Origin of the sequence: Acinetobacter rongchengensis (genome assembly GCF_003611475.1) — a bacterium.
GTDB classification, from domain to species: Bacteria; Pseudomonadota; Gammaproteobacteria; order Pseudomonadales; family Moraxellaceae; genus Acinetobacter; species Acinetobacter rongchengensis.
This window is the reverse complement of record NZ_RAXT01000002.1, coordinates 59,925-81,561: the sequence shown is the minus strand read 5'-3', so window position 1 is coordinate 81,561 and position 21,637 is coordinate 59,925. Positions and strand designations below refer to the sequence as shown.

The 21,637-nt window shown below is 37.6% G+C and carries 22 protein-coding genes; 13 read left to right on the top strand and 9 right to left on the bottom strand.

The window, feature by feature from the left end; genetic code table 11:
- Positions 1–61 precede the first annotated feature (61 nt).
- The 5 genes from D7V20_RS01820 (at position 62) to D7V20_RS01800 (ending at position 4,526) form a co-directional block, all read left to right on the top strand.
- A complete protein-coding gene (locus tag D7V20_RS01820) occupies positions 62–673 on the top strand; it encodes a DUF1285 domain-containing protein (protein WP_120382639.1) in 612 nt (203 codons plus the stop codon).
- A gap of 47 nt (positions 674–720) precedes the next feature.
- Positions 721–1,599 (top strand): glutamate racemase, encoded by an 879-nt coding sequence (gene murI / locus D7V20_RS01815; RefSeq protein WP_120382638.1) that lies wholly within the window; start codon positions 721–723, stop codon positions 1,597–1,599.
- A gap of 112 nt (positions 1,600–1,711) precedes the next feature.
- Positions 1,712–2,728 (top strand): DUF4062 domain-containing protein, encoded by a 1,017-nt coding sequence (locus D7V20_RS01810; protein WP_120382637.1) that lies wholly within the window; start codon positions 1,712–1,714, stop codon positions 2,726–2,728.
- A gap of 112 nt (positions 2,729–2,840) precedes the next feature.
- Positions 2,841–3,851, top strand: coding sequence for a ferrochelatase (gene hemH, locus D7V20_RS01805; RefSeq protein WP_120382636.1), 1,011 nt, complete (start codon positions 2,841–2,843; stop codon positions 3,849–3,851).
- 30 nt (positions 3,852–3,881) lie between these two features.
- On the top strand, positions 3,882–4,526 hold the full coding sequence (locus tag D7V20_RS01800) for an MBL fold metallo-hydrolase (RefSeq protein ID WP_120382635.1): 645 nt from the start codon (positions 3,882–3,884) through the stop codon (positions 4,524–4,526).
- Positions 4,527–4,705: 179 nt separating this feature from the next.
- On the opposite strand, the gene D7V20_RS19810 is transcribed toward D7V20_RS01800, so the two are convergent.
- Together D7V20_RS19810 and D7V20_RS01790 are read right to left on the bottom strand one after the other, a co-directional pair.
- On the bottom strand, positions 4,706–4,846 hold the full coding sequence (locus D7V20_RS19810) for a hypothetical protein (RefSeq protein WP_171407726.1): 141 nt from the start codon (positions 4,844–4,846) through the stop codon (positions 4,706–4,708).
- 575 nt (positions 4,847–5,421) lie between these two features.
- Positions 5,422–5,589, bottom strand: a complete 168-nt coding sequence (locus D7V20_RS01790) for a DNA gyrase inhibitor YacG (protein ID WP_010111830.1) — start codon at positions 5,587–5,589, stop codon at positions 5,422–5,424.
- Positions 5,590–5,662: 73 nt separating this feature from the next.
- Here D7V20_RS01790 and D7V20_RS01785 point away from each other — a divergent pair, with 73 nt between their 5' ends.
- The 3 genes from D7V20_RS01785 to D7V20_RS01775 all read left to right on the top strand — a co-directional run bounded on the left by D7V20_RS01785 (position 5,663) and on the right by D7V20_RS01775 (position 8,020).
- Complete coding sequence (locus tag D7V20_RS01785) at positions 5,663–6,325, top strand: class I SAM-dependent methyltransferase (RefSeq protein WP_171407733.1); 663 nt, start codon at positions 5,663–5,665, stop codon at positions 6,323–6,325.
- Positions 6,315–7,541 (top strand): TIGR03862 family flavoprotein, encoded by a 1,227-nt coding sequence (locus D7V20_RS01780; protein WP_120382632.1) that lies wholly within the window; start codon positions 6,315–6,317, stop codon positions 7,539–7,541. The genes D7V20_RS01785 and D7V20_RS01780 overlap by 11 nt, the downstream gene beginning before the upstream one ends.
- Positions 7,542–7,609: 68 nt before the next feature.
- A complete protein-coding gene (locus tag D7V20_RS01775) occupies positions 7,610–8,020 on the top strand; it encodes a GFA family protein (RefSeq protein ID WP_120382631.1) in 411 nt (136 codons plus the stop codon).
- Between the two features lie 94 nt (positions 8,021–8,114).
- Here the strand turns inward: D7V20_RS01775 and D7V20_RS01770 are convergent, their stop codons facing one another.
- A complete protein-coding gene (locus D7V20_RS01770; protein ID WP_120382630.1) occupies positions 8,115–8,447 on the bottom strand; it encodes a HopJ type III effector protein in 333 nt (110 codons plus the stop codon).
- 717 nt (positions 8,448–9,164) lie between these two features.
- On the opposite strand from D7V20_RS01770, the gene D7V20_RS01760 reads away from it, so the two are divergent.
- On the top strand, positions 9,165–10,004 hold the full coding sequence (locus D7V20_RS01760; RefSeq protein WP_120382628.1) for a DUF2071 domain-containing protein: 840 nt from the start codon (positions 9,165–9,167) through the stop codon (positions 10,002–10,004).
- 75 nt (positions 10,005–10,079) lie between these two features.
- Complete coding sequence (crcB, locus tag D7V20_RS01755) at positions 10,080–10,460, top strand: fluoride efflux transporter CrcB (RefSeq protein WP_120382627.1); 381 nt, start codon at positions 10,080–10,082, stop codon at positions 10,458–10,460.
- Positions 10,461–10,570: 110 nt separating this feature from the next.
- Here the strand turns inward: crcB and D7V20_RS01750 are convergent, their stop codons facing one another.
- The gene (locus tag D7V20_RS01750; RefSeq protein ID WP_120382626.1) at positions 10,571–10,819 is read right to left on the bottom strand and encodes a type B 50S ribosomal protein L31; all 249 of its coding nucleotides are present in this window, start codon (positions 10,817–10,819) and stop codon (positions 10,571–10,573) included.
- Positions 10,820–10,957: 138 nt separating this feature from the next.
- Positions 10,958–12,256 (bottom strand): ABC1 kinase family protein, encoded by a 1,299-nt coding sequence (locus tag D7V20_RS01745; protein ID WP_120382625.1) that lies wholly within the window; start codon positions 12,254–12,256, stop codon positions 10,958–10,960.
- 200 nt (positions 12,257–12,456) lie between these two features.
- Between D7V20_RS01745 and D7V20_RS01740 the strand changes: the two genes are divergently transcribed.
- The gene (locus D7V20_RS01740) at positions 12,457–12,678 is read left to right on the top strand and encodes a DUF1737 domain-containing protein (protein ID WP_120382768.1); all 222 of its coding nucleotides are present in this window, start codon (positions 12,457–12,459) and stop codon (positions 12,676–12,678) included.
- Between the two features lie 125 nt (positions 12,679–12,803).
- On the opposite strand, the gene D7V20_RS01735 is transcribed toward D7V20_RS01740, so the two are convergent.
- Positions 12,804–14,099, bottom strand: coding sequence for an MATE family efflux transporter (locus tag D7V20_RS01735; protein ID WP_407923916.1), 1,296 nt, complete (start codon positions 14,097–14,099; stop codon positions 12,804–12,806).
- A gap of 96 nt (positions 14,100–14,195) precedes the next feature.
- Positions 14,196–14,657 carry a DMT family transporter gene (locus tag D7V20_RS01730; RefSeq protein ID WP_120382623.1) on the bottom strand — a complete coding sequence of 154 codons (462 nt, stop codon included), beginning with the start codon at positions 14,655–14,657 and terminating at the stop codon, positions 14,196–14,198.
- Between the two features lie 123 nt (positions 14,658–14,780).
- Here D7V20_RS01730 and hemW point away from each other — a divergent pair, with 123 nt between their 5' ends.
- Positions 14,781–15,935: a radical SAM family heme chaperone HemW gene (gene hemW / locus D7V20_RS01725; RefSeq protein ID WP_120382622.1), complete on the top strand. Its 1,155-nt coding sequence runs from the start codon at positions 14,781–14,783 to the stop codon at positions 15,933–15,935.
- 232 nt (positions 15,936–16,167) lie between these two features.
- On the opposite strand, the gene D7V20_RS01720 is transcribed toward hemW, so the two are convergent.
- Positions 16,168–17,991, bottom strand: coding sequence for an acyl-CoA dehydrogenase C-terminal domain-containing protein (locus D7V20_RS01720; protein WP_120382767.1), 1,824 nt, complete (start codon positions 17,989–17,991; stop codon positions 16,168–16,170).
- A 235-nt stretch (positions 17,992–18,226) separates the two neighbouring features.
- On the opposite strand from D7V20_RS01720, the gene D7V20_RS01715 reads away from it, so the two are divergent.
- On the top strand, positions 18,227–20,593 hold the full coding sequence (locus D7V20_RS01715) for a hypothetical protein (protein WP_120382621.1): 2,367 nt from the start codon (positions 18,227–18,229) through the stop codon (positions 20,591–20,593).
- A gap of 101 nt (positions 20,594–20,694) precedes the next feature.
- Here the strand turns inward: D7V20_RS01715 and aroE are convergent, their stop codons facing one another.
- Entirely contained in the window at positions 20,695–21,483 is a 789-nt protein-coding gene (gene aroE / locus D7V20_RS01710; RefSeq protein WP_120382620.1) for a shikimate dehydrogenase, read from the bottom strand.
- Positions 21,484–21,637 lie beyond the last annotated feature (154 nt).

Genomic DNA, 21,637 nt, shown 5'->3' with positions numbered 1-21,637 from the left:
CAAACCTTGATCTAGCCAATTGGCTGAGTCGTCTTATTTTTTAGTCAGCAGGGTATAAACCATGGTAAATCAAAATAATTCAACATCAGAGGTTCAAAATCAGTCGAGTGATGATAATAAAAACTTAATGAGTATTGCACAATACTTAAAAGATGCACACTCGAGTCACAAAAGGTCAATTCCACCTTTAGAGCAGTGGCATCCAAAGCATTGTGGCAAAATGGATTTGAGGGTAAAAGCCAATGGAGAATGGTGGCACGAAGGTCAATTGATTAAGCGTCAAGCGCTTTTAGACCTGTTTAGTAAAGTATTGTGGAAAGAGGCGGGTAAGTTCTACCTAAAAACCCCTGTTGAACAGATTGAAATTGAGGTTGAAGATGAACCTTTGTTGGTCAATCAGGTCGATCAAATTGATATTGACGGGCAGTTTTATTTACAACTGATCACAATCAACCAAGACGTGGTGATTGTGGATCAAGAACATCCTATTTTCATGCGTGATTTTCAAGGCGAAATGCGTCCTTATGTGCATGTGCGGTTTGGAATTAATGCACTGATTCAAAGACAAGCTTTTTTTCACTTGATTGAATATGGCGAATTGCTTGAAAATGAACAAGGCGATACCATTTTATCTCTACAAAGTGGCGATTTTCACTTGCAATTGGGCACTTGAAGTTTAAGCTTATTAATTATTTTTGACTCATACAAAGAGTGGATCAAATGAGTGCCATTCTCCCTTTATATCCCTTAGAAAATCCAATGCCAAAAGCTTCGGCAGATGCCCCTATTGGTATTTTTGACTCAGGAATAGGTGGTTTATCGATTGCGCAAGAAATTGCGAATTATTTACCGAATGAACATTTTGTCTATTATGCAGATACAGCTCATGTGCCTTATGGACCACGTTCAGATCAAAATATTCGTGAGTTAACGGCCAATGCAATTGAATGGCTATACCGCAGAGGGTGTAAAGTTGCAGTGGTAGCATGCAATACGGCCTCTGCATTTAGCTTGGACTATTTACGGGAGCATTATGGCGAAAACTTTCCGATTATTGGCTTAGTTCCTGCTTTAAAGCCTGCGGTGTTACAAAGTAAAAGTAAAGTGGTTGCTGTCTTAGCGACACCTGCTACATTTAGAGGGCAACTAATTAAGGATGTAATTCAGCGTTTTGCAGAACCGTCTCAAGTTGAAGTTTTAAATGTAACCTGCTTAGATCTGGTGCCGTATGTGGAAGATGGTTTGCACAATAGTCCAGAATGCAAAGAAAGTTTAAAGCGAGTTCTAGATCCGATTGTCGATAAAAATGCAGATCATTTGGTTTTAGGCTGCACACATTACCCATTTTTAAAATCAGCAATTCAATCTTTATATGAAAATCAATTGACTCTGGTAGATTCTGGTTCCGCAGTGGCACGACAAACGGCACGTATTTTACTTAAAAATGAGTTAATATCGAAAACGATCGCTAAGGATAAGACACGATTAAGATGTTTTGTCAGCGGGCAAAATGCAAAAGAGTTAGAAATTGTTTTAAAACATTTAATTCAACCAGAAATTACATGGTCAATAGAAAATATTGTTGATAAACTCATCTAATTCTTTCAATATTGAATAGATTTTTAAATTTTTTAATAAGTGTAGGGCATATTACTCCGATAATAATTCACGGAAGAATTAAACGAGTGATATGACAAGAATGGGTTGACCTATGCTCGATAAACGTTATCAAGTTTTTATTACGACATCTGGCAAAGATATGCAGCCAGAACGGATGGTTGTTTCACAGACACTCATTGGTATGGGGTTCTTTTCGTGGGGATTAGAACAACGTACGCCATTGAGTACTGCCTTTGCTCGCCGTCAGATTGATGATTGTGATTATGTTTTATTGCTTCTCGGTAGCCAGTATGGTGAGCAGTCTGTTTCTGGTGTGAGTTATATGCATTTGGAATATATTTATGCAGTGACCAAGCAAAAGCCGATTATTGTGTTTATGCATGAGAACCCAGATGCGCGTGAAGCTCATTTACAAGATGAAGCGCATATTTTAAAAGAAAAGTTTAAAGATTTTAGACACCAACTTCAAAAAGAAGTTGAACAGGTGGTCACCTATCGGACATTACGTGATTTAGAGTTAGCCGTGCGTTCTTATATGCCGCAAATGCTAGAGCGTTATCCTGTTGTGGGGTGGGTAAGACCGCAAAATATTCAGGTTTTACAAGATGAAATTGATCGTTTAAAAGCTAAATTGGCGCAAGTCACTATTGAGCAAGGCAAGAATGAGTCTGATCCATTTTTAACCTTACCTAAAGTTTCTTTGCATGAAGCGTTTAGCTTTGACTATCGAATGCATGCTTATCAGGATGGTAATTTCAAAGAATTGTCTCCTGTTCGTGAAATGACGTGGGCAGAATTATTGAAAATTTTATCGATTGAATTCCGACGCCCGACGCCCGAAGATTTCTTTTCTAAGGTATTGAATGAATATTTAAATAATACAGGCTTAACGGATGCTCAAGTGGTTATGCCAAGAGCACATGCTGTGTCTAGAGCTCAAATCAATATTCGTTCATTACATACCATTAAACAGCAGATGCGCCAAAATGATTGGATTACTCCAGTTGGTCGTGATGATCGTCAACGCATGTTATGGCAGATGACTGAAAAATGCATCAAGCTATTGGAAAGTTATCAGCGAATAGGTCAGCGTTCGTCAATCTTTTAATTGAGTAAACAAAGATATTTGGTCCTAGAGATCAACTAGAATTTTGTTTAGTAGCATAGAAGACTCTGCTAAGCTAAGGCCTAGATTTTGATCTTGTTCAAATTGAGTAGAAATGTCTATATCTAAACCTAAAGTTTTGATTATTTTAGCAAATCTTGGAACCCCAGATGCGCCAACCGTACCTGCGGTACGTGCTTTCTTAAAGCAGTTTTTATCTGATCAACGGGTTATTGAAATTCCTAAACTGCTTTGGGCATTGATTCTTCATGCTTTTGTTTTGCCCTTTCGCCCGAAACGTGTTGCGGAAGCTTATGCACAAGTTTGGTCAAATGATTCCCCTATGCGAGAAATCTTATTTGAGCAAGTGGCGTTGTTACAAAAAAGCTTACTGAGCCGCAATAGTGATTTAGATTTAGATATTGTTCCAGCCATGACTTATGGTCAGCCCGGAATCGATACTGTACTGAAAGATGCTTCGCACAAATTGTATGATCACATTATTCTTTTGCCTTTATTTCCACAGTATTCTGCGACATCAACAGCACCGTTATATGATGCTGTTGCGCAATGGTTATTGAAACAGCGAAATATACCGGGTTTAAGTTTTATTCGTGATTATTATCAACATCCGCTTTATATTCAATCGCTTGCCAATAGTGTACGAGATTACCAACAGCAACATGGGCAAGCTAAAAAACTCTTGATGTCCTTTCATGGTATTCCTCAACCTTATGCAGATAAGGGCGATCCGTATGCGGATCGTTGCCGAGTCACAGCATTTAAAGTTGCACAAGCATTAGGTTTGGCTGATGATGAATGGGCGATCAGCTTTCAATCTCGCTTTGGTAAACAAGAATGGGTCAAGCCGTATACTGACCAATTATTGGTCGAGTGGGCTGAGTCTGGTGTTGATTCTGTACAAGTACTTAGTCCTGCATTTTCTGCGGATTGTTTAGAAACATTAGAAGAGCTTGCCATTCAAAATGCTGAATTATTCTTAAGCAAAGGTGGTCAATCTTATGCTTATATTCCTGCTTTAAATGGTCGCCCTGATCATATTCAATTATTTGAAAGTCTTCTCCAAGCGCAATTAGATACAGTACGTTCTAATTTGGCGGTTTGATATTTTCAGAACTTTCTTGAGGAAATTATTATGTTGCAAGTCAAAATTGTCCCAGTTACTGCATTTGCACAAAATTGTTCGATCGTTTGGGACTCTGAAACTAAAGAAGCCGTATTGATTGATGCAGGTGGTGAGCCTGAAAAGTTGAAACAAGAAGTTGAAGCATTGGGTTTAACGGTTAAAGCATTGTGGTTAACGCATGGTCATTTGGATCATGCAGGGGCGGTGGGTGCATTGGTGAAGGAATGGAATGTTCCGGTGATTGGACCACATAAAGAAGATTTGTTTTGGTTGGATATGATCCAAGAAGTCTCCGCTCGTTATGGTTTTCCAGTTCCAGAACCTGTGCACGTAGATCAATGGCTTGAAGGTGGTGAAAAGTTAACTTTAGGTGCTGAAGAGTTCGAAGTACGCTTTGCACCAGGCCATACCCCAGGTCATGTCATGTTCTATAATTCCAAATATGGCGTGCTTTGGACAGGTGATGTATTGTTCAAAGGGTCGATAGGGCGTACTGATTTTCCGAAAGGTAATCATCAACAACTTTTAGATTCAATTCAACGTGAATGTTTTAGCTTACCTGATGAAACACAGTTTATTTCTGGACATGGACCGATGAGTACCATCGGCTTTGAAAAACAGCACAATCCATTTGTTGCGAGTAAAGCGGGCTAAGTATTTCATGGCTATTTAGGGATTATTGAGTTGAAATAACCCCACATAAAAAATGGTTCTAAACTGTTTTCAGTATTAGAACCATTTTTTATGTGAAGAGCGAAATAGTGGAACTTGTTTGTTAAATATCGGTGAAGCCATATCTACACCATCATTATTGTTGCTATGTGATTGGAATTTCAAGCAAAAGGGTCAAATAAATGATCTTTCATTTCCAATCTCAAGATAAAACTTGCGATTGCGAATAAACCAGCAATTGAAATTAAAGCAGCATCTAAGTTATACAGTCCTAGCAAAAGAAACACTGCACCCATAACCATAAATACACTCATTATTGTTTTAAAAGTTATGTATAGTTTCACTTTTAATACTCTCTTTTGATAAATAATTAACATTTTTATCTTTAAGTGAGTGATTATACATAAGTTAAATTTTTAAAACAATTACGTTAAGTCAAATTAAAGTATCAAAATTTTAATGTCCTTTGAAAGGATTGCTTACTTTATGCTTTGTTTCTAGCGTAATTAACACAATAGCAATAGCGAATAAAACCCCTATAAAGATAAGTGATAAATCAAGTGCATAAATGCCTATGAAAGTGAAAAATATGCACAATAAAGATAAAAGAATACTCAATATTTTGACACCGATATACATTTTATAACTCCTACCTACGCTTAAGTTTAATGATGAATTGCTATAATTAGCTTTATACTAAAAATGTGATAACAGTTTATCATTATTACATTTTTTCCATCTCTATAAAGTAGCTATTTATTATGAATAGTATATGAATTATGTGTTTAATGACGCCACAAAGTGGGCTCAGTCTAGTTTATGTCATGATAAACTTATCTTTAAAAATTGTAAGGAGATGATAAAAAACGATCAAAAATTATAAATCTTCCTCCTGCGGGGCATCTTCTGTAGGCAATTTATAATCTTCGTTTGCCCATGCACCCAAATCAATCAATTTACAACGTTCTGAGCAAAAAGGTCTAAATTCATTATTCTCCCATGTGGTTGGCGTTCCGCATCTTGGGCATGGGAATGATTTAGTCATGTTGAAATCCTCATTTTAAAAAGCAAAATGTGTGAAGAGTTGTTAAACTTGCACTGATTTTTCTTAGTTTGATCTGATTATGTCGATTCGTCAATTTCAAGCACAGCGTATGCATGCTCCTCGTGATTTTCAATCCATTGAAAATAGTCCAGTTTGTGTGGAAATTGGTGCTGGAAAAGGCAAACATGCATTGCTTTTTTCAAGACAACATCCGCATTTGAAATTGATTGCAGTTGAAAGAACACGTGAGAAATTCATTGCGATGCAAAAGCAACATCAACTTGAAGGTCTGCCTAATTTAAAGCCATTGCATGCAGATGCAATCCCTTGGGTGGTACATGCTTTATATCCAAATCAAGTGCAGCAGTTTTTCATTTTGTACCCAAACCCAGAACCACATAATCCTGCACAACGTTGGCTGAACATGCCATTCTTTGAGTTTTTAATCTCAAGATTACACAGCAATGGTACGGTGACATTGGCCAGTAATATTCCTGAATATATTGATGAAGCAGAACAACAGTTGCAAAATATTTGGAAATTACCTTATGAAAAACAGGTGATTGCTCAAGATTCTGCACGAACACATTTTGAGATTAAATATTTGGAACGTGGAGAATTATGCCAACAGTTGATTATTCAAAAACCTGAGAATTATTTGACACGTTTTGATGAGTTTCAGCCTTTACAGGGCAAAAATATGCAAACTTCGATTGAGAAGTCTGATGTTGAGTAAGAGAATTGCGATCGTTGGTGCGGGCCCAGCGGGTTTGATGGCAGCAGAAATGTTGAGTCAATTTTCTGATCAAAACTATGAAATACATGTTTTTGAGCAAAAGCCTTCAGCAGCACGTAAGTTTTTAATGGCAGGGAAAACAGGTTTGAATATTTCCCATGCCGAAGCGATCGAACAATTTATTCAACGTTATGACCATACAGCATGGTTGAAACCGTGGGTTGAACAATGGGACGCTCAATGGATCCAAAATTGGATGAAGGGTCTAGGGATTGACTCTTACATTGGCAGTTCAGGGCGAATTTTTCCTGTAGAGATGAAAGCTGCGCCGTTGTTAAGAGCATGGTTAAAACGTTTGGCTGAGCAAAAAGTACAATTTTATTATCGTCATCAAATTTTAAATTTAAAAAAACAAACATTAGAAATTCAAAATTTAAAAGATCAATGCGTTTTTACACAAGCGTTTGATGCGATTATCCTCGCTTGTGGTGCAGTTTCATGGGCACGTTTAGGTAGTGATGGTGCATGGCAACAATGGTTAAATACTTCTGAAATTGAACCTTTTCAAGCCAGTAATGCAGGGGTTGTTAGAACATGGTCTAAGTTTATGCAACCTGTATTTGGGCAGCCGTTAAAGCGTGTTGAAGCGTGGGTTGATCATGCTGAGAAAAACCAAGGCGATATCGTGATTAGCCATTATGGTTTGGAAAGTGGCCTTATTTATAAGCAAGGCCGTGCTTTGCGTCTTTTGCAAAAGAATACTCAGCGATTACAAATCAACTTGGATCTCTTGCCAGATCAAAGCTCAGAACAAGTGATTCAAAAGTTACAGCCATCTAAAAAGCAATCCACCAATAATATTTGGCGCAAGGCGGGGTTAGATGCGGCAAAATCAAATTTAATTCGAGAGTTGGTGGATAAATCGCTTTGGAATAATCCTGAAAAATTAGCTCAACACATTAAACACTTAAAAATAGAGCTTGAGGGTTTTCGCCCAATCGATGAAGCGATTAGTTGTGCAGGTGGAATTAAACAGCAAGGCTTAACTGAACATTTACAGCTTAAATCAAATCCTTATGTATTTTGCTGTGGAGAAATGTTGGATTGGGATGCACCTACGGGTGGTTATTTACTCACGGCATGTTTTGCAACTGGGCGTGCAGCAGGGCAAGGCGTACATCATTTCCTTAATGTTGAATCTATACAAAAAGCCTAGATATAAGTCTCGATTCAAATGAGAAATTTATGCTAGTTTGATGATATTTTCAAACAAGAGAAGAACATATGACTGCTGAAAAATTATATACAGGAAGTTGTTTGTGCGACGGAATTCACTATGAAATTCATGGGGAAATTGGAGAGATTATTGAATGCCATTGTCAGCGTTGCCGTAAAGCCAACGGTACTGCTTTTGCAACCAATGCACTGATTCAAAGAGCTGATTTTAAAATTGTAAAAGGTGAACAATTATTAAAGAAATTTGCATCGACATCGACAACACAGCGTTGTTTTTGTGGGGAATGCGGTTCACCAATTATCAGTATTAAATCAGAATTACCAGATCATTACCGTTTGAGAATTGGTACTTTGGATACGTCACTTGAACATAAGCCAACAATGCATATTTTTGTCGCTTATAAAGCCGAGTGGGATAGCATTTGTGATGGCTTGCCGCAATATGATGAACGCCCTTAACCGCATAAAATCATGACCAAAATCTGTAAGCAAAAAGGGATCATTTTGATCCCTTTTCATTTATTTTAGAATGAGATAGTTCATTCTAAATGCTTTATTTGGCAGCTAAAGCTTGTCCTTCGAATTGAACACCATCCCAACCATTTTGCATAAATTGGCGAATGTTTTGATGGTCAGTTGCCTCAGGTGTTGCCAATACCGCTGCATAGTGTTCAGCAAATAAGTTTAAAGTTTGCTGTTGATCGAGATCGTTGATTTGGGCAAAAGAAAATACTTTAGCACTGCCTTGGTTTTCAGTTGCAGCATTGTGTTGTTGTCCATTTTGGAATGCTGTTGGTGTATGCGTATAACGAGCTTCGATAAAAGCAATCACATCTGCAAATTTTGCATCGCCTGCTTGAAGTTGTGCTAATAATTGTTGAACCATGATGTATTCCCAAAATTTTCTAGAATCAAATGCGAGTCCATCATAGCGAAAATTTGCCTCATCCACATCACCTATAAGCCAGAATGATACTTACTTGTTTGCCTTTGAGAGAATGTATTACTAAGATCTAGTCTTCTAATTCAATATAAAATTATGATTTCTATGCTAATAAAAATTCAATATGTAAGTGAGTGATAGTTTTTGACATATTAGGATTTTTTGTGATAAATAATAGAAGATTGGTTAAAAAGTATCATAATGAAAATATATGTCATCAATGAAACTTAATAAGAAACACATTCTAGCTTGAATACATCAAAGTTTTATTGAAAGCATTTGAGGTTATTCCAAATACAGTGAATTGCATGAGGGGTTTTATGAATAAAAATCTATTTTTTGTATTTTATGGGCTCGGTTTCTTTTCTCTATTGTTGTTTAGCTCAGACAAACCGCAGCTTTTTACAATTCCTTTTGTAATGTTTCTTATGTGTTCATTTTTTGCAGGTCTTTATTGTAAAGGCAAAGTGATGAAGAGCCAAAAAGATACGCCTAAACTTCAATCGATTTTCTATAAAATGTCACCGATCGTATTTCCATCTGTATTGCTCATGGTTAAGGTTGTCGCAAATTAATTTTTATCTATATTCTCTACTTCTTAAATTGATTTTGCTCAATCACTGAAAATAATATTTTTGTGGTTGTGATAGGACGTTACAGATGAGTCGCCATACTTATAAAAATCAGCGAAGTGGTTGGATCGAAAAAGGTATTGCGTTCATTGTTCATCTTGGGTTTTTACTCAATTTGCGCCGCATTGTGATGCGGTTTTTGCCTTTTTTAAAGCTACAAAGCCGTGTTAAAAATATCGTGTATTTATCGTGGTTGGTCGACATAGACCACGTGCGTTCACGTTATCCTCAATCTGTGACCTTATGGGAAAAACAAGGTAAAACTATTTTTACAATATTGACCTATCAGAATGAGCATTTTGGTTTTTCATTTTTAGGATGGTTTAGAAAATGCATGCCTTCTCCGAAGCAAAGTAATTGGCGATTTTATATTGATCCTGTTCAGCAAGAAAAAACCATAATTTTTGAACAAGTGATCGTTGATCAAATGCTTTATGTGTTGAGTGGACGATTGGCCAGTGATGCAATGCCTGCCCAGTATGCGAAAGCATTTGAACATTTATCTGAAGATCAAAAAATTCATACGATGTTCAGTATTGATCAACAATACCAATTGCATAGCGTTGTGAAAATAGGCACTGAAAAGTACTTACCTGAAGCATGGCGACCGTTATTTTCTTGTTGGGATGGAGCTGTACGAAGTCTAGTTGATCAAGATCACGCTTGGGTAGAGTGGGTAGATCAACCGACAAAATTATCGCAAGGTGATATTGAAATGCCTTTTGATTTTAGTCAAATTCAAGCTGCGCAAGCTCTCAACATTCACTGTCCGCTGTTAAAAGAATGGGGTGTCAATGAGCAAGATGTTTTTGCTTTTGTTGTACCTGAATTGGACTTTTATGTGCAAAATGAATATCCATTGAAATAGATTCTCCATGACTCACATGCTAATCTGTGGATAAGTTTGTATTTATACACATTAAATTTAGGGAGAGTTGTGGAAATGAGTTGGCTTCTTGTCGCATGTGGTGGTGCTATAGGTGCAAGTTTACGCTATGGAGCAGGATTCATTATTTCAAAACCACATAGCTTATTCCCATGGACGACATGGTCTGTCAACGTATTGGGATGTTTTTTGGCAGGGGTATTTTTTGCCTTTACTCAAAAATATCCTGTACTACAAAATGAAACCCGGTTGTTTTTAATGGTTGGAATCTTAGGTGGCTTTACGACATTTTCCAGTTTTGGTTTAGAAACTTTTCAATTGATTCGTCAAGGCCAATTGCCTATCGCTTTGGCTTATAGCATTTCAAGTGTATTGGTTGGTGTCATTGGATTGGCTGTTGGTTTTTATATTTTCCAAATGATTTTATCTACAAAATAATAAAGCTTTTGCATAAAAAAGAAGTCTAAGCAAGAGGAGGATATTGCTTAGACTTCAAATACAGTTCAAATATAAAAGTACATGCTTAAATCAAGATTAACAATCTTTGATTAACGTTTAAAACGAGCAAAACGTTTATTAAAGCTTGCCACACGTCCTTCATTACTGGCTTGGCGAACTTCACCTGTGTAAAAAGGATGTGATGCACTTGATATATCAAGTGTTACATAGGGGTATGTTTTCCCTTGGTATTCTTTAGTTTGTTTGGTCTGTATGGTACTACCAATAAGGAAGTAAGCATCTGCATTGGTATCGTGGAATAAAACTTCCTGATATTGAGGATGGATATTTGCTCTCATTTCATATTCCTAAATAATTATGTAATGTTATAATATTACATTTAGAGCGTACTCATGTCAAATCGACATTTTCAATATCTTTAAAGGGCATGTTGAATGATCAAAAAATTTTCTCAACAACTCTCTGAATAAGTATTGCTAATCAATAGATGGAACGAGTTCTTCAAATAGATCGTTTAAATTGTCACTCACTTTTAAATGAATTAGGTTCCAATATTGTCCTGAAATGGTTCGATTAACCATTAGAGTATCTGGAGAAGGTTTAAATACGTCCCAATATTTAAGTGATTTTTTCACCAATTTCATGCCGTCATGGTGTGCCGAATTTTCAGCAAAATCATAGTGAGTGGTTAGTGGACGTAATAAAATTTCGAGCCAGTCCTTATAAAGCTCTTCTGGGAACTTATTTTTTTCTGCAAGTGCATCTAAATCTGTCAGATGATTTTCAATCGTTACGATATCTTGCTGACGTGCAGCACGAACTAAACTTTTAAAGTGGCTAATAATGTCATTGGATAAAGTTTTCACTCCGCCAAAGTCATAAATGATTACGCTGCCATCCTCACGGAATGCGAAATTGCCTGGATGAGGATCACAATGAAAACGCTTCAAGAAAAAGATTTCTTGCCCTAAAGCTCGAATCAGTCGACGACCGATATCATTGCGTACAGCTAGATCCCACGTGCTTGCAGTTTCAATGCTTTCACCTTTTTCAAGGCTGAGCGTTAAAATCCGACGACTTGAATATTCTGTGTAGACTTTTGGAATAATAATTTTGCTATCTAAAGCTTGATGGAAAGTTTTAAATACTTGTAAATTCTGCGCCTCAATTTCGTAATTGAGTTCTTCATGTAAGCTGTCTTGGATTTCTTTAAACAATCGATCTTGAAGTTTTTTATCTACTTTTAAGACGCCCATGAGACGTAAAGCTAAACGAACTTGTTTGAGGTCACTTTCACAAGCTTCGTCGACACCCGGATATTGGACTTTAACCACAACTGCTGTGCCATTCGGTAAAGTTGCCTGATGTACTTGTCCAATCGAAGCAGCAGCAAAAGGTTGTTCATCAAAATGTCTAAAAATTTGTTCTAGTGGTTTGCCCAGTTCTTTTTCTACTTGCTGTTTGATCTCTGCAAAAGGCATTGCAGGTGCTTGGCGTTGTAGTTTTGCAATTGCTCGGGCGACTTCTGGTGGGAAAATATCTTTGTACTGTGATGCAATTTGCCCAACTTTCATCACAGCGCCTTTCATTTCACCTAAAGTGTCGGCAATTTGAACACCAATATCTTGAAAGAGTTTGCTACGTGCTTCATTTTTCTGTTCTTCATCTGCATTAAAGTTACGAATTGAATTAGATACCGTTTTTGTCGCAATACTTGCTGTCATACTGGCAAGCTTCATAAAGCGGCGACCGGGTGTACTGGTATTTTTAGACATTCGTGAGCATCCTTTTATTTGGATCATGCATGTGATTGATTTTGATCATAGGCGACAATTCTTAAACTGCCTACTTTAAATTGTTAAATGTTTGTTTCTGTTTGGCTATTGTTATGGTGTTAGTTTTGACTGGGCTTTTATTCATTGATTGGCATCATTTTGATTTAGAATACGTCAAATATCTTAATTTGTTTGTTTTTATGAAAGTTTATCGTTATTTAACAGGTAAAGATGATGTACATTTTTGTGCAAGAGTGAGTAAAGCTTTAAATGAAGGCTATGCTTTGTACGGCGGACCAACCATGACATTTAATGGAACAGATGTAATCGTCGGGCAAGCGATTGTCAAAGAGGCTGTTGAAGAGTCGGAATTATCAGAACAGTTTCAGCGTGCTTATCAACTTCAATTTGAGAAAAATTAGCGGTGTATTTGTAAACTCAGCAATATCAAAGTATTTAAGAAGTATTCTATAAATGTACAGGTGATAGATTCACATACTGAAAAAATAATGCTGTCATCAACAGCATTATTTTTGAATATTACAGATTAAGCCTGACTCAAGCGCTTATTATTCATATATAAACGTATCAGCAATAAAACGCAGGCAATACTTAATCCTACAATTAAACCGACCCAAACACCTGCTGCGCCCATGTCTGTATAACGTGCAAGATAAATCCCGACAGGGAAAGCGATGACCCAATACGCAATCATGGTGATCCACATTGGGCCTTTGGTGTCTTGCATACCCCGTAAGCATCCTGCAGCACTGACTTGCCATGCATCCATCAGTTGGTAGGCAATCGCAAATAAAATCAGATAGATTGCAACTTGTGAAACATCGTAATCACTGGTGTATGCAGATACGATCAATGGACGTAATAACCACATCAATAGCATGGTGACCAGTGCAAATAATGTCCCCGTGATCAGTCCAATTTTTTGCACTTTACGCATTGCAATCCAATTCTTTTCACCATAATAGGTTCCTGTGCGAATGGTCAGTGCAAGTGCCAAAGACATCGGAATCATAAATAATTGCGATGTTACGGAAATTGCAATTTGGTGCGCAGCAACCGTTACCTCACCAAGCGGGCTGAGAATGATTGCACCCGTGCTAAAAATACTCACTTCAAAGAAAATAGCCAAACCAATTGGAAGTCCAAGTTTTAGAATCCGTTTGATTAATGCGCTGTCCATCTTCTCAAAAACCTTTAAAGGTTGAGTCGCTTGATAACGTTTGGCTTTGAAGATATATAAACTCAGGGTGAGGAACATGATCCATTGCAAAATTGCTGTTGCAAACCCACAGCCAGCACTACCCAAGTGTGGAATTGGCCCTAGACCATACATGAAAATAAAATTCAGAGGAATTTGTACAAGCAGTGCCAATAAGCTAATCAGTGTAATTGGGCGAGGATAGCCTAAAGCCTCGGAATAGCCACGTAAGGTTGAATACATCGTGTACGCAGGCATACCAAAAGCAATGGCATGTAGAAATAAACTGGCTTTAGGCAATAAAGACTCAGGTACACCCAGTAAAGGCAACAGCAACGGCATAGTTTGTAAAATAAGCATGGCGATAATGCCAAGCAATAACGCGACCCATAAAGACTGGCGAACGATAGACGGAATTTTTTCAGGGCTACGTGCGCCGTTCGCTTCGGCAACCAAAGGTGTGGTTGCAATCATAATGCCACTAAAAAGGAGTAACACTGGGATCCATAAACCTACACCAACAGCAATTGCAGCCAAGTCTTCTGCGGACATGTGGCCTGCCATGATGGTATCAATTAATCCGAAACCCGCTGCAGCAAATTGTGTAATCAGGATCGGGAACATCAAATGAAAGAGTTGCTTTAATTCAAAGCGGGTAGTTGTGACAGCAGTATTCGACACAAAATTTACTCGTTTTAAATGTGCTTAGATAAAAAATGGTTAGCGTTGTAGAGTGAGAAGCACACCAAAAAAAATCACCACGCTACCGAAAAGGCGTTGCCAGTTGATTGGTGTTTTTTCTACGCCTAATAATCCAAACTGATCCATCACCATTGACATGGAAATTTGACCAAAGATAATTAACCCAGACAGTGTTAAAAATCCAAGTTTTGGTGCAGCGTAAATGCTGATACTAATCGCATAGACGCCCAAACAGCCACCTAGCCATAAATACCATGGAATTTGGGCGAACTGCGTAAGTGATGGTTTAGGCTGAGATTGAAAAAACACAAATACGGCGAGCACTATTGTACCAACTAAAAAGGATAAAAGGGCAGCTTGTAAGGGAGAGTGAAGATATTCACGTAATTGCGCATTGATTGCAGTTTGAAAAGTCATGGCAATACCAATTCCCAAAGCCAAAGGTAAAAGCAGTAACAGTTGGCTCGACAGTTTTATCATTTTATTCACCTTAATTTTCCACCTTAGTAATCTACTCTAAAGTAAATTGATGGCTTGTTCGTATGCTCAGCTTCAACTCATGTTAAAATCGTTTATTCTTCCTCATTGCTTTGAGCTTGTTCCTTGGCTGATTTAAATCCTCACGACGTTCCTTTGTCTCTCTATATTCACATGCCTTGGTGCGTGCGCAAATGCCCTTATTGTGACTTTAACTCACATGCCGTACCTGATGGAAAATTATCACTAGATTTAGAGCAAGAATATTTACAGGCTTTGGTTGAAGACTTTAAAACTCAAATTGATTTTGCGCAAGGTCGTAAAATTCATAGTGTTTTTATTGGAGGAGGAACCCCTTCGCTGATCTCTGCTCAAGGTTATGAATGGTTATTTACCCAGTTAAAAAGCCTTTTAGCTTTTGAAGAGGGTTGTGAGATTACTTTAGAGGCCAATCCTGGAACAGTTGAACATGATCCATTCGCAGGTTATTTAAATGCAGGAATAAATCGCTTATCGATAGGCGTACAAAGTTTTAATACAAATCATTTACAAAAATTAGGACGTATTCATTCAAATAATGATGCGATTTCTGCGATTCAACTTGCCAAAGAAGCAGGCTTTCAGCGGATTAATGTTGACTTGATGCATGGGCTGCCTGAACAGACTTTAGAGCAAGCTTTATTGGATTTAAAATTGGCTGTGGAAAATGGCGCTACGCATATCTCGTGGTATCAATTGACCATTGAACCGAACACAGTATTTTTCCGCACTCAACCAATTTTACCTGTTGATGACGTACTTGAAACGATTCAAGAACAAGGTGAAGCTTATTTACAAGCCAACGGTTTTATCAATTATGAAGTGTCTGCATGGCGTAAAGAAAAACCATCTGCACATAATTTAAATTATTGGCAATTTGGTGATTATTTGGCGATTGGGGCAGGGGCACATGGCAAGGTAACGCAGCCAGATGGTGTTTATCGGTTCCAAAAAACACGCTTACCGAAAGATTATTTAGCCAAGGTTCCCGCTGAGCATGTGCAGTATCATCGGATTGAAAATGATGAGATGCCTTTTGAATTTATGATGAATGCTTTGCGTTTAAATGAGGGTGTACACGCTGATATTTATCAACAACGGACAGGTTTAGAGCTTAGTACTTTGGATCAAGCTTTGAATGCATTGCGTGCACGTAAGCTGATGGTCGATGATCAAAATCGTTTGGCATGTACTGAGCAAGGGCATGTATTTCTAAATTCAGTATTAGAAGCGTTTATTTAGTATTGAGAGTATTGAGGGAAATGTAATCGTGAATTGCATGAGCTATTTGTGATTTGTCTTGCAGTATTTTTGTAGGGTCTAGGGCTTTAAAAAGTGGTCAATAAAATTTAAAGTCGTCATTTTTATAAAGCAATATTGATATATCTTCCTCAGTTTTTCTACTCAAAAAAATTAAAACCAAACAAAAAGAGCGCCTAAGCGCTCTTTCATCACATCAAAAGTTTAATACTTATTAGTAGTCAAAGCTAAAATGATCTGCTTCTAAAGACATCATGGTTTTCGATGGATTTACCATAGATTCAGCATGACCTTGTGAACGAGGCAATAATTGTTCAAAGTAGAAATCAGCAACTTTGATTTTAGCTTTATAGAACTCAGGAACTTCAGCACCTTCACCAGAAGCAAGTTTTTCTGATGCTACAGCCGCTTGTTGAGCCCAGTAATACGCCATCATTGCATAACCAGAGAACATCAAGAAATCTACAGAAGCAGAAGAAACGATGTCACGGTCTTTACGTGCTGCAAGCATGATACGAACAGTTAACGCATTCCACTGTGCACAGATTTTAGTAAGATCCCATGCAAAACGACGCATATACTTGTTACGTGCATGCTGACCACAGAATCTCAAGATTTCAGCCGTGTATTCACGAACTACTTTACCTTTAGAAGATAGTAAAACTTTACGACCAATTAAATCCAATGCTTGTACGCCAGTTGTACCTTCGTACAAGGTTGAAATACGAGCATCACGTGCGATTTGTTCCATACCATGTTCTTTGATATAGCCATGACCACCAAAGACCTGCATACCATTATTGGCAGCTTCCAAGCCCATTTCAGTTAAGAAACCTTTGAGGATTGGTGTATAGAAACCTAATTTGTCATCATATTCATCAAATTTAGCTTGGTCGCCTTGAGCAAGTGCATCAGCCATTTTGTCTGCAAGTTGAGCAGCATGATAAATCATTGAACGACCGCCTTCAGCAATCGCTTTTTGAGTCAATAACATACGACGGACATCTGCGTGATGAATGATCGCATCTGCAACACGCTCTGGATCTTTCTTACCAGAAAGCGCACGCATAGACATACGCTCTTTTGCATAAGGTAAGGCACCTTGGAATGACAATTCAGCATGTGCAAGACCTTGAACAGCAGTACCAATACGTGCAGTGTTCATAAATGTGAACATTGCGTGTAAGCCTTTATTCACTTCACCGATGAGGTAACCTGTTGCAGCGTCAAAGTTGAGTACTGCAGTTGCATTGGCATGGATCCCCATTTTGTGTTCGATCGAACCACAAGTTACAGGGTTACGTTCACCGACACCGCCATCTGCAGTTGGAATGAACTTAGGAACGATGAATAAAGAAATACCACGGGTACCTGCAGGTGCATCTGGAAGACGAGCAAGTACGATGTGAATGATGTTTTCAGTTAAGTCATGCTCACCCGCAGAGATAAAGATTTTAGTCCCTGTGATTGCATAGGTACCATCTTGTTTTGGTTCTGCCTTAGTTTTAACTTGACCTAAGTCTGTACCACATTGTGGTTCAGTTAAACACATGGTGCCTGACCAAGTACCCGCAGTCAGGTGAGGCATATAAGTATTTTTTTGCTCGTCTGTACCAAACTGCATGATGGTGTTCATACAACCCATACTTAAACCAGGATACATGGTGAAAGACCAGTTTGCAGTCCCCATCATTTCAGACTTCACCAAATTTAAAGACATTGGTAAGCCTTGACCACCAAACTCTTCTGGGTAAGAAAGACCTTGCCATCCACCTTGAATGAACTGGTCATAAGCTTCTTTAAAACCTTTAGGTGTAGTCACTTCGCCATCTTTAAAATGACAACCTTCCTGATCACCTGATTGGTTCAAAGGAGAAAGCACATTTTCACAAAAATCTGCTGCACTTTCGATAATCATATCCACTGTATCTGCATCGGCATTTTCGCCAATAGATAATGTTTTATAATGTGCAGGATAGTCAAAAACTTCGTTCATTAAAAAACGAATATCTCGGATGGGAGCTTTATATGCTGGCATGAGGTTTAATCCTAATTTAGAAATATTTTTTGATTTTTCGATCGATGATTTCATTATTCATAATCAAACTCAGAATACATTGATAAGACATTCTAAAAAAATTGTCAGAAAGGCTAATTTGTAAGAAAAGATACAGGTAAGTTTGCTTATTTTTTGATAATGTTGGGAGTTTGTTTTAAATGTTTTATATTCATTTTATATTGTCATTATAAATATTAGGGTGAAAAGTAATCTTATGCAATTATCAAAATTAAGTTTATGTCTTTTGGGGTTGAGTTTATCTGCTTGTTCTACTCATGTTGTAAAAAATAATACAAATCAGGATGTTGCTCAGCGTGCCGTACAAGGTATAAATGCGTTATATGAATACCCAAGTTTTGATTATCGTGGGCAAGTTCGAGTTCAATTGAATAAAACCCATCAAGAGCAGCGTAATTCGAAAGATGCTGCTACACCTCAACTTGATCCAACGGTTGAAAAAAAGTTGGAACAATATTTAAAACAGCAAAAAATTCAATTGACGCCTGTTCAGAAAAAAGAGTTATATCAGACGCTCGCTCAACAAAATTCGAGTAACTTTAATAGCTTTGTGGGTATGGGTGCTGACGTCGTACAAAGTATCTTAAATGATATGCAAATTCAGTATGATGGGACGGTGAATTATCGTCAGAAAATGGCCTCTTTTAATATAGAAACCATATATAAAAAGCCTAATTTATCTGTTGAAATGCGTATTCCCACAGTGATCGATTTCAATGAATATAAGTTTTATGCGCAAATTTTCTCGCTCATTCCATATTTAGCTCGTCCAGAAGATCAGCATAAATATGCCTATTATGATTTTTCAAAATTTAAGAATGAAATTTCGAGAGTCGATACCAAAGCTTTTGTCGAATTTTTAAAACAGTCTGGTGCGACATCTTATATTTTATCGCCAACTGAGCAAATTGAAACGCTTAAGCTAGGAGCGGCTGAAAAACAACTCGGCGGTGTTGAGAAAATTCGTTTAAATACCTCATTGGAAGAATTACTTTTACAAGCCAATTTGTATTCATCAATCAATCGTGAATATTTTGTAAATTCAGTATTGGGATTGAATCCTTCGACATTGGAAAAAATTTCTGGGGAATATGAAACAGGTGCCAAGAAACCTTTAAATGAAAGCACTGCTGAAGATACGCATGTAAATAGTGCAGAAGAGGCTTCTGATGCCATGTATAAGCTTTATGATGCTGTCAATAAAACAGCTTATGCCATTCATAAAGAGAATGACACTCAACCAGAAGAATCTGAAAAAGACGCTATAGATTATGCAAATACTGCGACTGAGATTGCGCAAGCAGATCAATATGAAGATGAAGAAGAAAGTGCGGAAGCAGACGATGAATATGATAATGGTGATGTAGATGATGAATCAGAAGATGTAGAAAAAATATTGACTGAACAGCAATGCCAAGACTTGGCAAAAACCAAGCTCAATACTCGTTTTGGTGATGTGGAATATTGCGACTATCATTACGAGATTGATGTATTAAGTACCCAACCAGAAAAAAGTTCGCTGTTTGATAAAGAATACATCAAAAAGAATGCTGAGATCAGTGCTAAATTTGCGACTTTTGGCAACAAAGACCACTTGGTTGATGCCAATGCATTTAAGCAGTTGTGGATACAGCATCAGGCGGATATCGATGCAAGCTTACCACCGAAAAGCCAAAGAAACCCAATGCTTGTTGACCTTGTATTGGATGGAAAAGGTCGTGCTGTGAAAGTGGATTATGATATCGGGATGGATTTAGGTGAGCTTAATCGCAAATTAAATGTAAAGTTTGATATGCAATTTTTGAATTATGGCAATGCCAGCAAAGTAGATAGTCAAGCATTAAAAGAAGCTAAATCATTTGCAGAAATTTTTAACGGCAGTCTTATTGGTGCAGCGGTGGGTGGTTTTACCAAACGTCTACCTGATTCATCAGGACAAACTTATGTCAGTCTAAATGAGCGTTTAGATCGTTTGGCTGAACAGGTTTTTCTACAAACCAATGCTTATGATCAAACCTACAAAGCGGTCTTTATTGCTGAATTAACTGCTAAAAAACCAGATTTAGTCAAACGCTATTCTGCTCAAGATTTACAAGAAATTGCTACAGTTTATGCGTACTCTTACTCGGATGAAGCGGTTTATAATCCGAAAGGAGCAGCTTTAAAGCAGATTGAGGCTTTAAAGAAAAAGCATCATTTAGAAGATGATCATCAATATGATGATACGCTTGGTAATCGTGTGAATGGTATTGTGACTGATGCGATGAAATCGAAACAAAATGTTTTAGATATTCAAAAGTTGCAGAAACAATATAAGACCACAGAGGCTATTTTTGCTCAATATTATATGCAGCAATTTGAAGCCGAGAATACGGTTGAAAAAGAGCAACGGGCTGAGTTCTTAAAAACTGTTAATGTTTTATCGAAAACTTATACGGCGTTTAAGAAAAACAAATTTAATGATCAATTGGTTGCAGGTCTAAATGAAGATTCTGTTGAATTTATTGATTACGATTTGTTTAAAAAAGTCTATCAAGCCTTAAGTGATGCACAATTGAAGTAAAGAGGTTTTGTCGATTTTAGTAGGGGCGATTTTGATGTGAACGAAAGAACCTCGAATGAGGTTCTTTTGATTTTTTTGTTCTGTCTTGGTTAGAATTTAAATTAGATAAAATCTTTTAAATCTGGACGTATACCATTCCAAATATAAAAAGCTTCAATCGCTTGTCCAACCAGCATGCCAAATCCCTCAGATGTGGGTACACCACGTGCTTTGGCTTGATCGAGAAAACTTGATGGTTTGCCGTAAGCCATTTCATAAGCATGCTTAAAATGTAACTGCTCAGGAAGAATCAGTGCATCGCCAGTTAAACTGGCAGATGTTGCATTAATCACGATATCAAATTGTCCTTCTAGTGCATCTAAACCACATACAGCCAATTCAGCCTCGGGAACAGCGGTTTTTAAGTCATTCAGCAATTGTTCAGCACGTGCTAATGTACGATTGGCAATGACAATCTTTTCTGCACCTGCTTTGACTAGAGGGTATATAACACCGCGTGTTGCACCGCCTGCACCGATAATTAAAATTTTACTTTGTTTTAAGTCCCAATCTAAGGCTTTGATCGCATCTACGAGACCTTGACCATCGGTGTTATCGCCATGAAGTACACCATTTTCCATCCATAGTGTGTTGACTGCCTTGGCTATTTTGGCACGTTCTGTAAGTTGTTGACATAGGGCAAAAGCTTGCTCTTTGAAAGGAACAGTAACGTTCATACCCAGACCATTTTGCTCAAAAAATGCTTTTACACTGCTTTCAAAGCCATCTAAAGGGGCAAGACGTTTGACATAATTGAGATCAACCCCCGTTTTGGCTGCAAAGGCATGGTGTAATTCAGGTGAACGAGAATGCTCAATTGGGTTGCCAATAACTGCGAATTGTTTGCTCATGCCACATGTCCATGTATTGATCTAGCTAGAATGTGGCAACAATATACGTGAAAATGACGGGCTCAACAAAAAAAACTGAGTAAAGTTTTATCGTATTTTTATCCGTTTTATTTTAGGTATTTTAATTTATTCAGGCGGTTCTTTGATCAAGGGT

Coding starts and splice junctions, on each gene's coding strand:
- D7V20_RS01820 (WP_120382639.1), top strand. CDS start 62: ATGGTAAATCAAAATAATTCAACATCAGAGGTTCAAAATCAGTCGAGT.
- murI (WP_120382638.1), top strand. CDS start 721: ATGAGTGCCATTCTCCCTTTATATCCCTTAGAAAATCCAATGCCAAAA.
- D7V20_RS01810 (WP_120382637.1), top strand. CDS start 1,712: ATGCTCGATAAACGTTATCAAGTTTTTATTACGACATCTGGCAAAGAT.
- hemH (WP_120382636.1), top strand. CDS start 2,841: ATGTCTATATCTAAACCTAAAGTTTTGATTATTTTAGCAAATCTTGGA.
- D7V20_RS01800 (WP_120382635.1), top strand. CDS start 3,882: ATGTTGCAAGTCAAAATTGTCCCAGTTACTGCATTTGCACAAAATTGT.
- D7V20_RS19810 (WP_171407726.1), bottom strand. CDS start 4,846: ATGGTTATGGGTGCAGTGTTTCTTTTGCTAGGACTGTATAACTTAGAT.
- D7V20_RS01790 (WP_010111830.1), bottom strand. CDS start 5,589: ATGACTAAATCATTCCCATGCCCAAGATGCGGAACGCCAACCACATGG.
- D7V20_RS01780 (WP_120382632.1), top strand. CDS start 6,315: ATGTTGAGTAAGAGAATTGCGATCGTTGGTGCGGGCCCAGCGGGTTTG.
- D7V20_RS01775 (WP_120382631.1), top strand. CDS start 7,610: ATGACTGCTGAAAAATTATATACAGGAAGTTGTTTGTGCGACGGAATT.
- D7V20_RS01770 (WP_120382630.1), bottom strand. CDS start 8,447: ATGGTTCAACAATTATTAGCACAACTTCAAGCAGGCGATGCAAAATTT.
- D7V20_RS01760 (WP_120382628.1), top strand. CDS start 9,165: ATGAGTCGCCATACTTATAAAAATCAGCGAAGTGGTTGGATCGAAAAA.
- crcB (WP_120382627.1), top strand. CDS start 10,080: ATGAGTTGGCTTCTTGTCGCATGTGGTGGTGCTATAGGTGCAAGTTTA.
- D7V20_RS01750 (WP_120382626.1), bottom strand. CDS start 10,819: ATGAGAGCAAATATCCATCCTCAATATCAGGAAGTTTTATTCCACGAT.
- D7V20_RS01745 (WP_120382625.1), bottom strand. CDS start 12,256: ATGTCTAAAAATACCAGTACACCCGGTCGCCGCTTTATGAAGCTTGCC.
- D7V20_RS01740 (WP_120382768.1), top strand. CDS start 12,457: ATGAAAGTTTATCGTTATTTAACAGGTAAAGATGATGTACATTTTTGT.
- D7V20_RS01735 (WP_407923916.1), bottom strand. CDS start 14,099: ATGTTCCCGATCCTGATTACACAATTTGCTGCAGCGGGTTTCGGATTA.
- D7V20_RS01730 (WP_120382623.1), bottom strand. CDS start 14,657: ATGATAAAACTGTCGAGCCAACTGTTACTGCTTTTACCTTTGGCTTTG.
- D7V20_RS01720 (WP_120382767.1), bottom strand. CDS start 17,991: ATGCCAGCATATAAAGCTCCCATCCGAGATATTCGTTTTTTAATGAAC.
- D7V20_RS01715 (WP_120382621.1), top strand. CDS start 18,227: ATGCAATTATCAAAATTAAGTTTATGTCTTTTGGGGTTGAGTTTATCT.
- aroE (WP_120382620.1), bottom strand. CDS start 21,483: ATGAGCAAACAATTCGCAGTTATTGGCAACCCAATTGAGCATTCTCGT.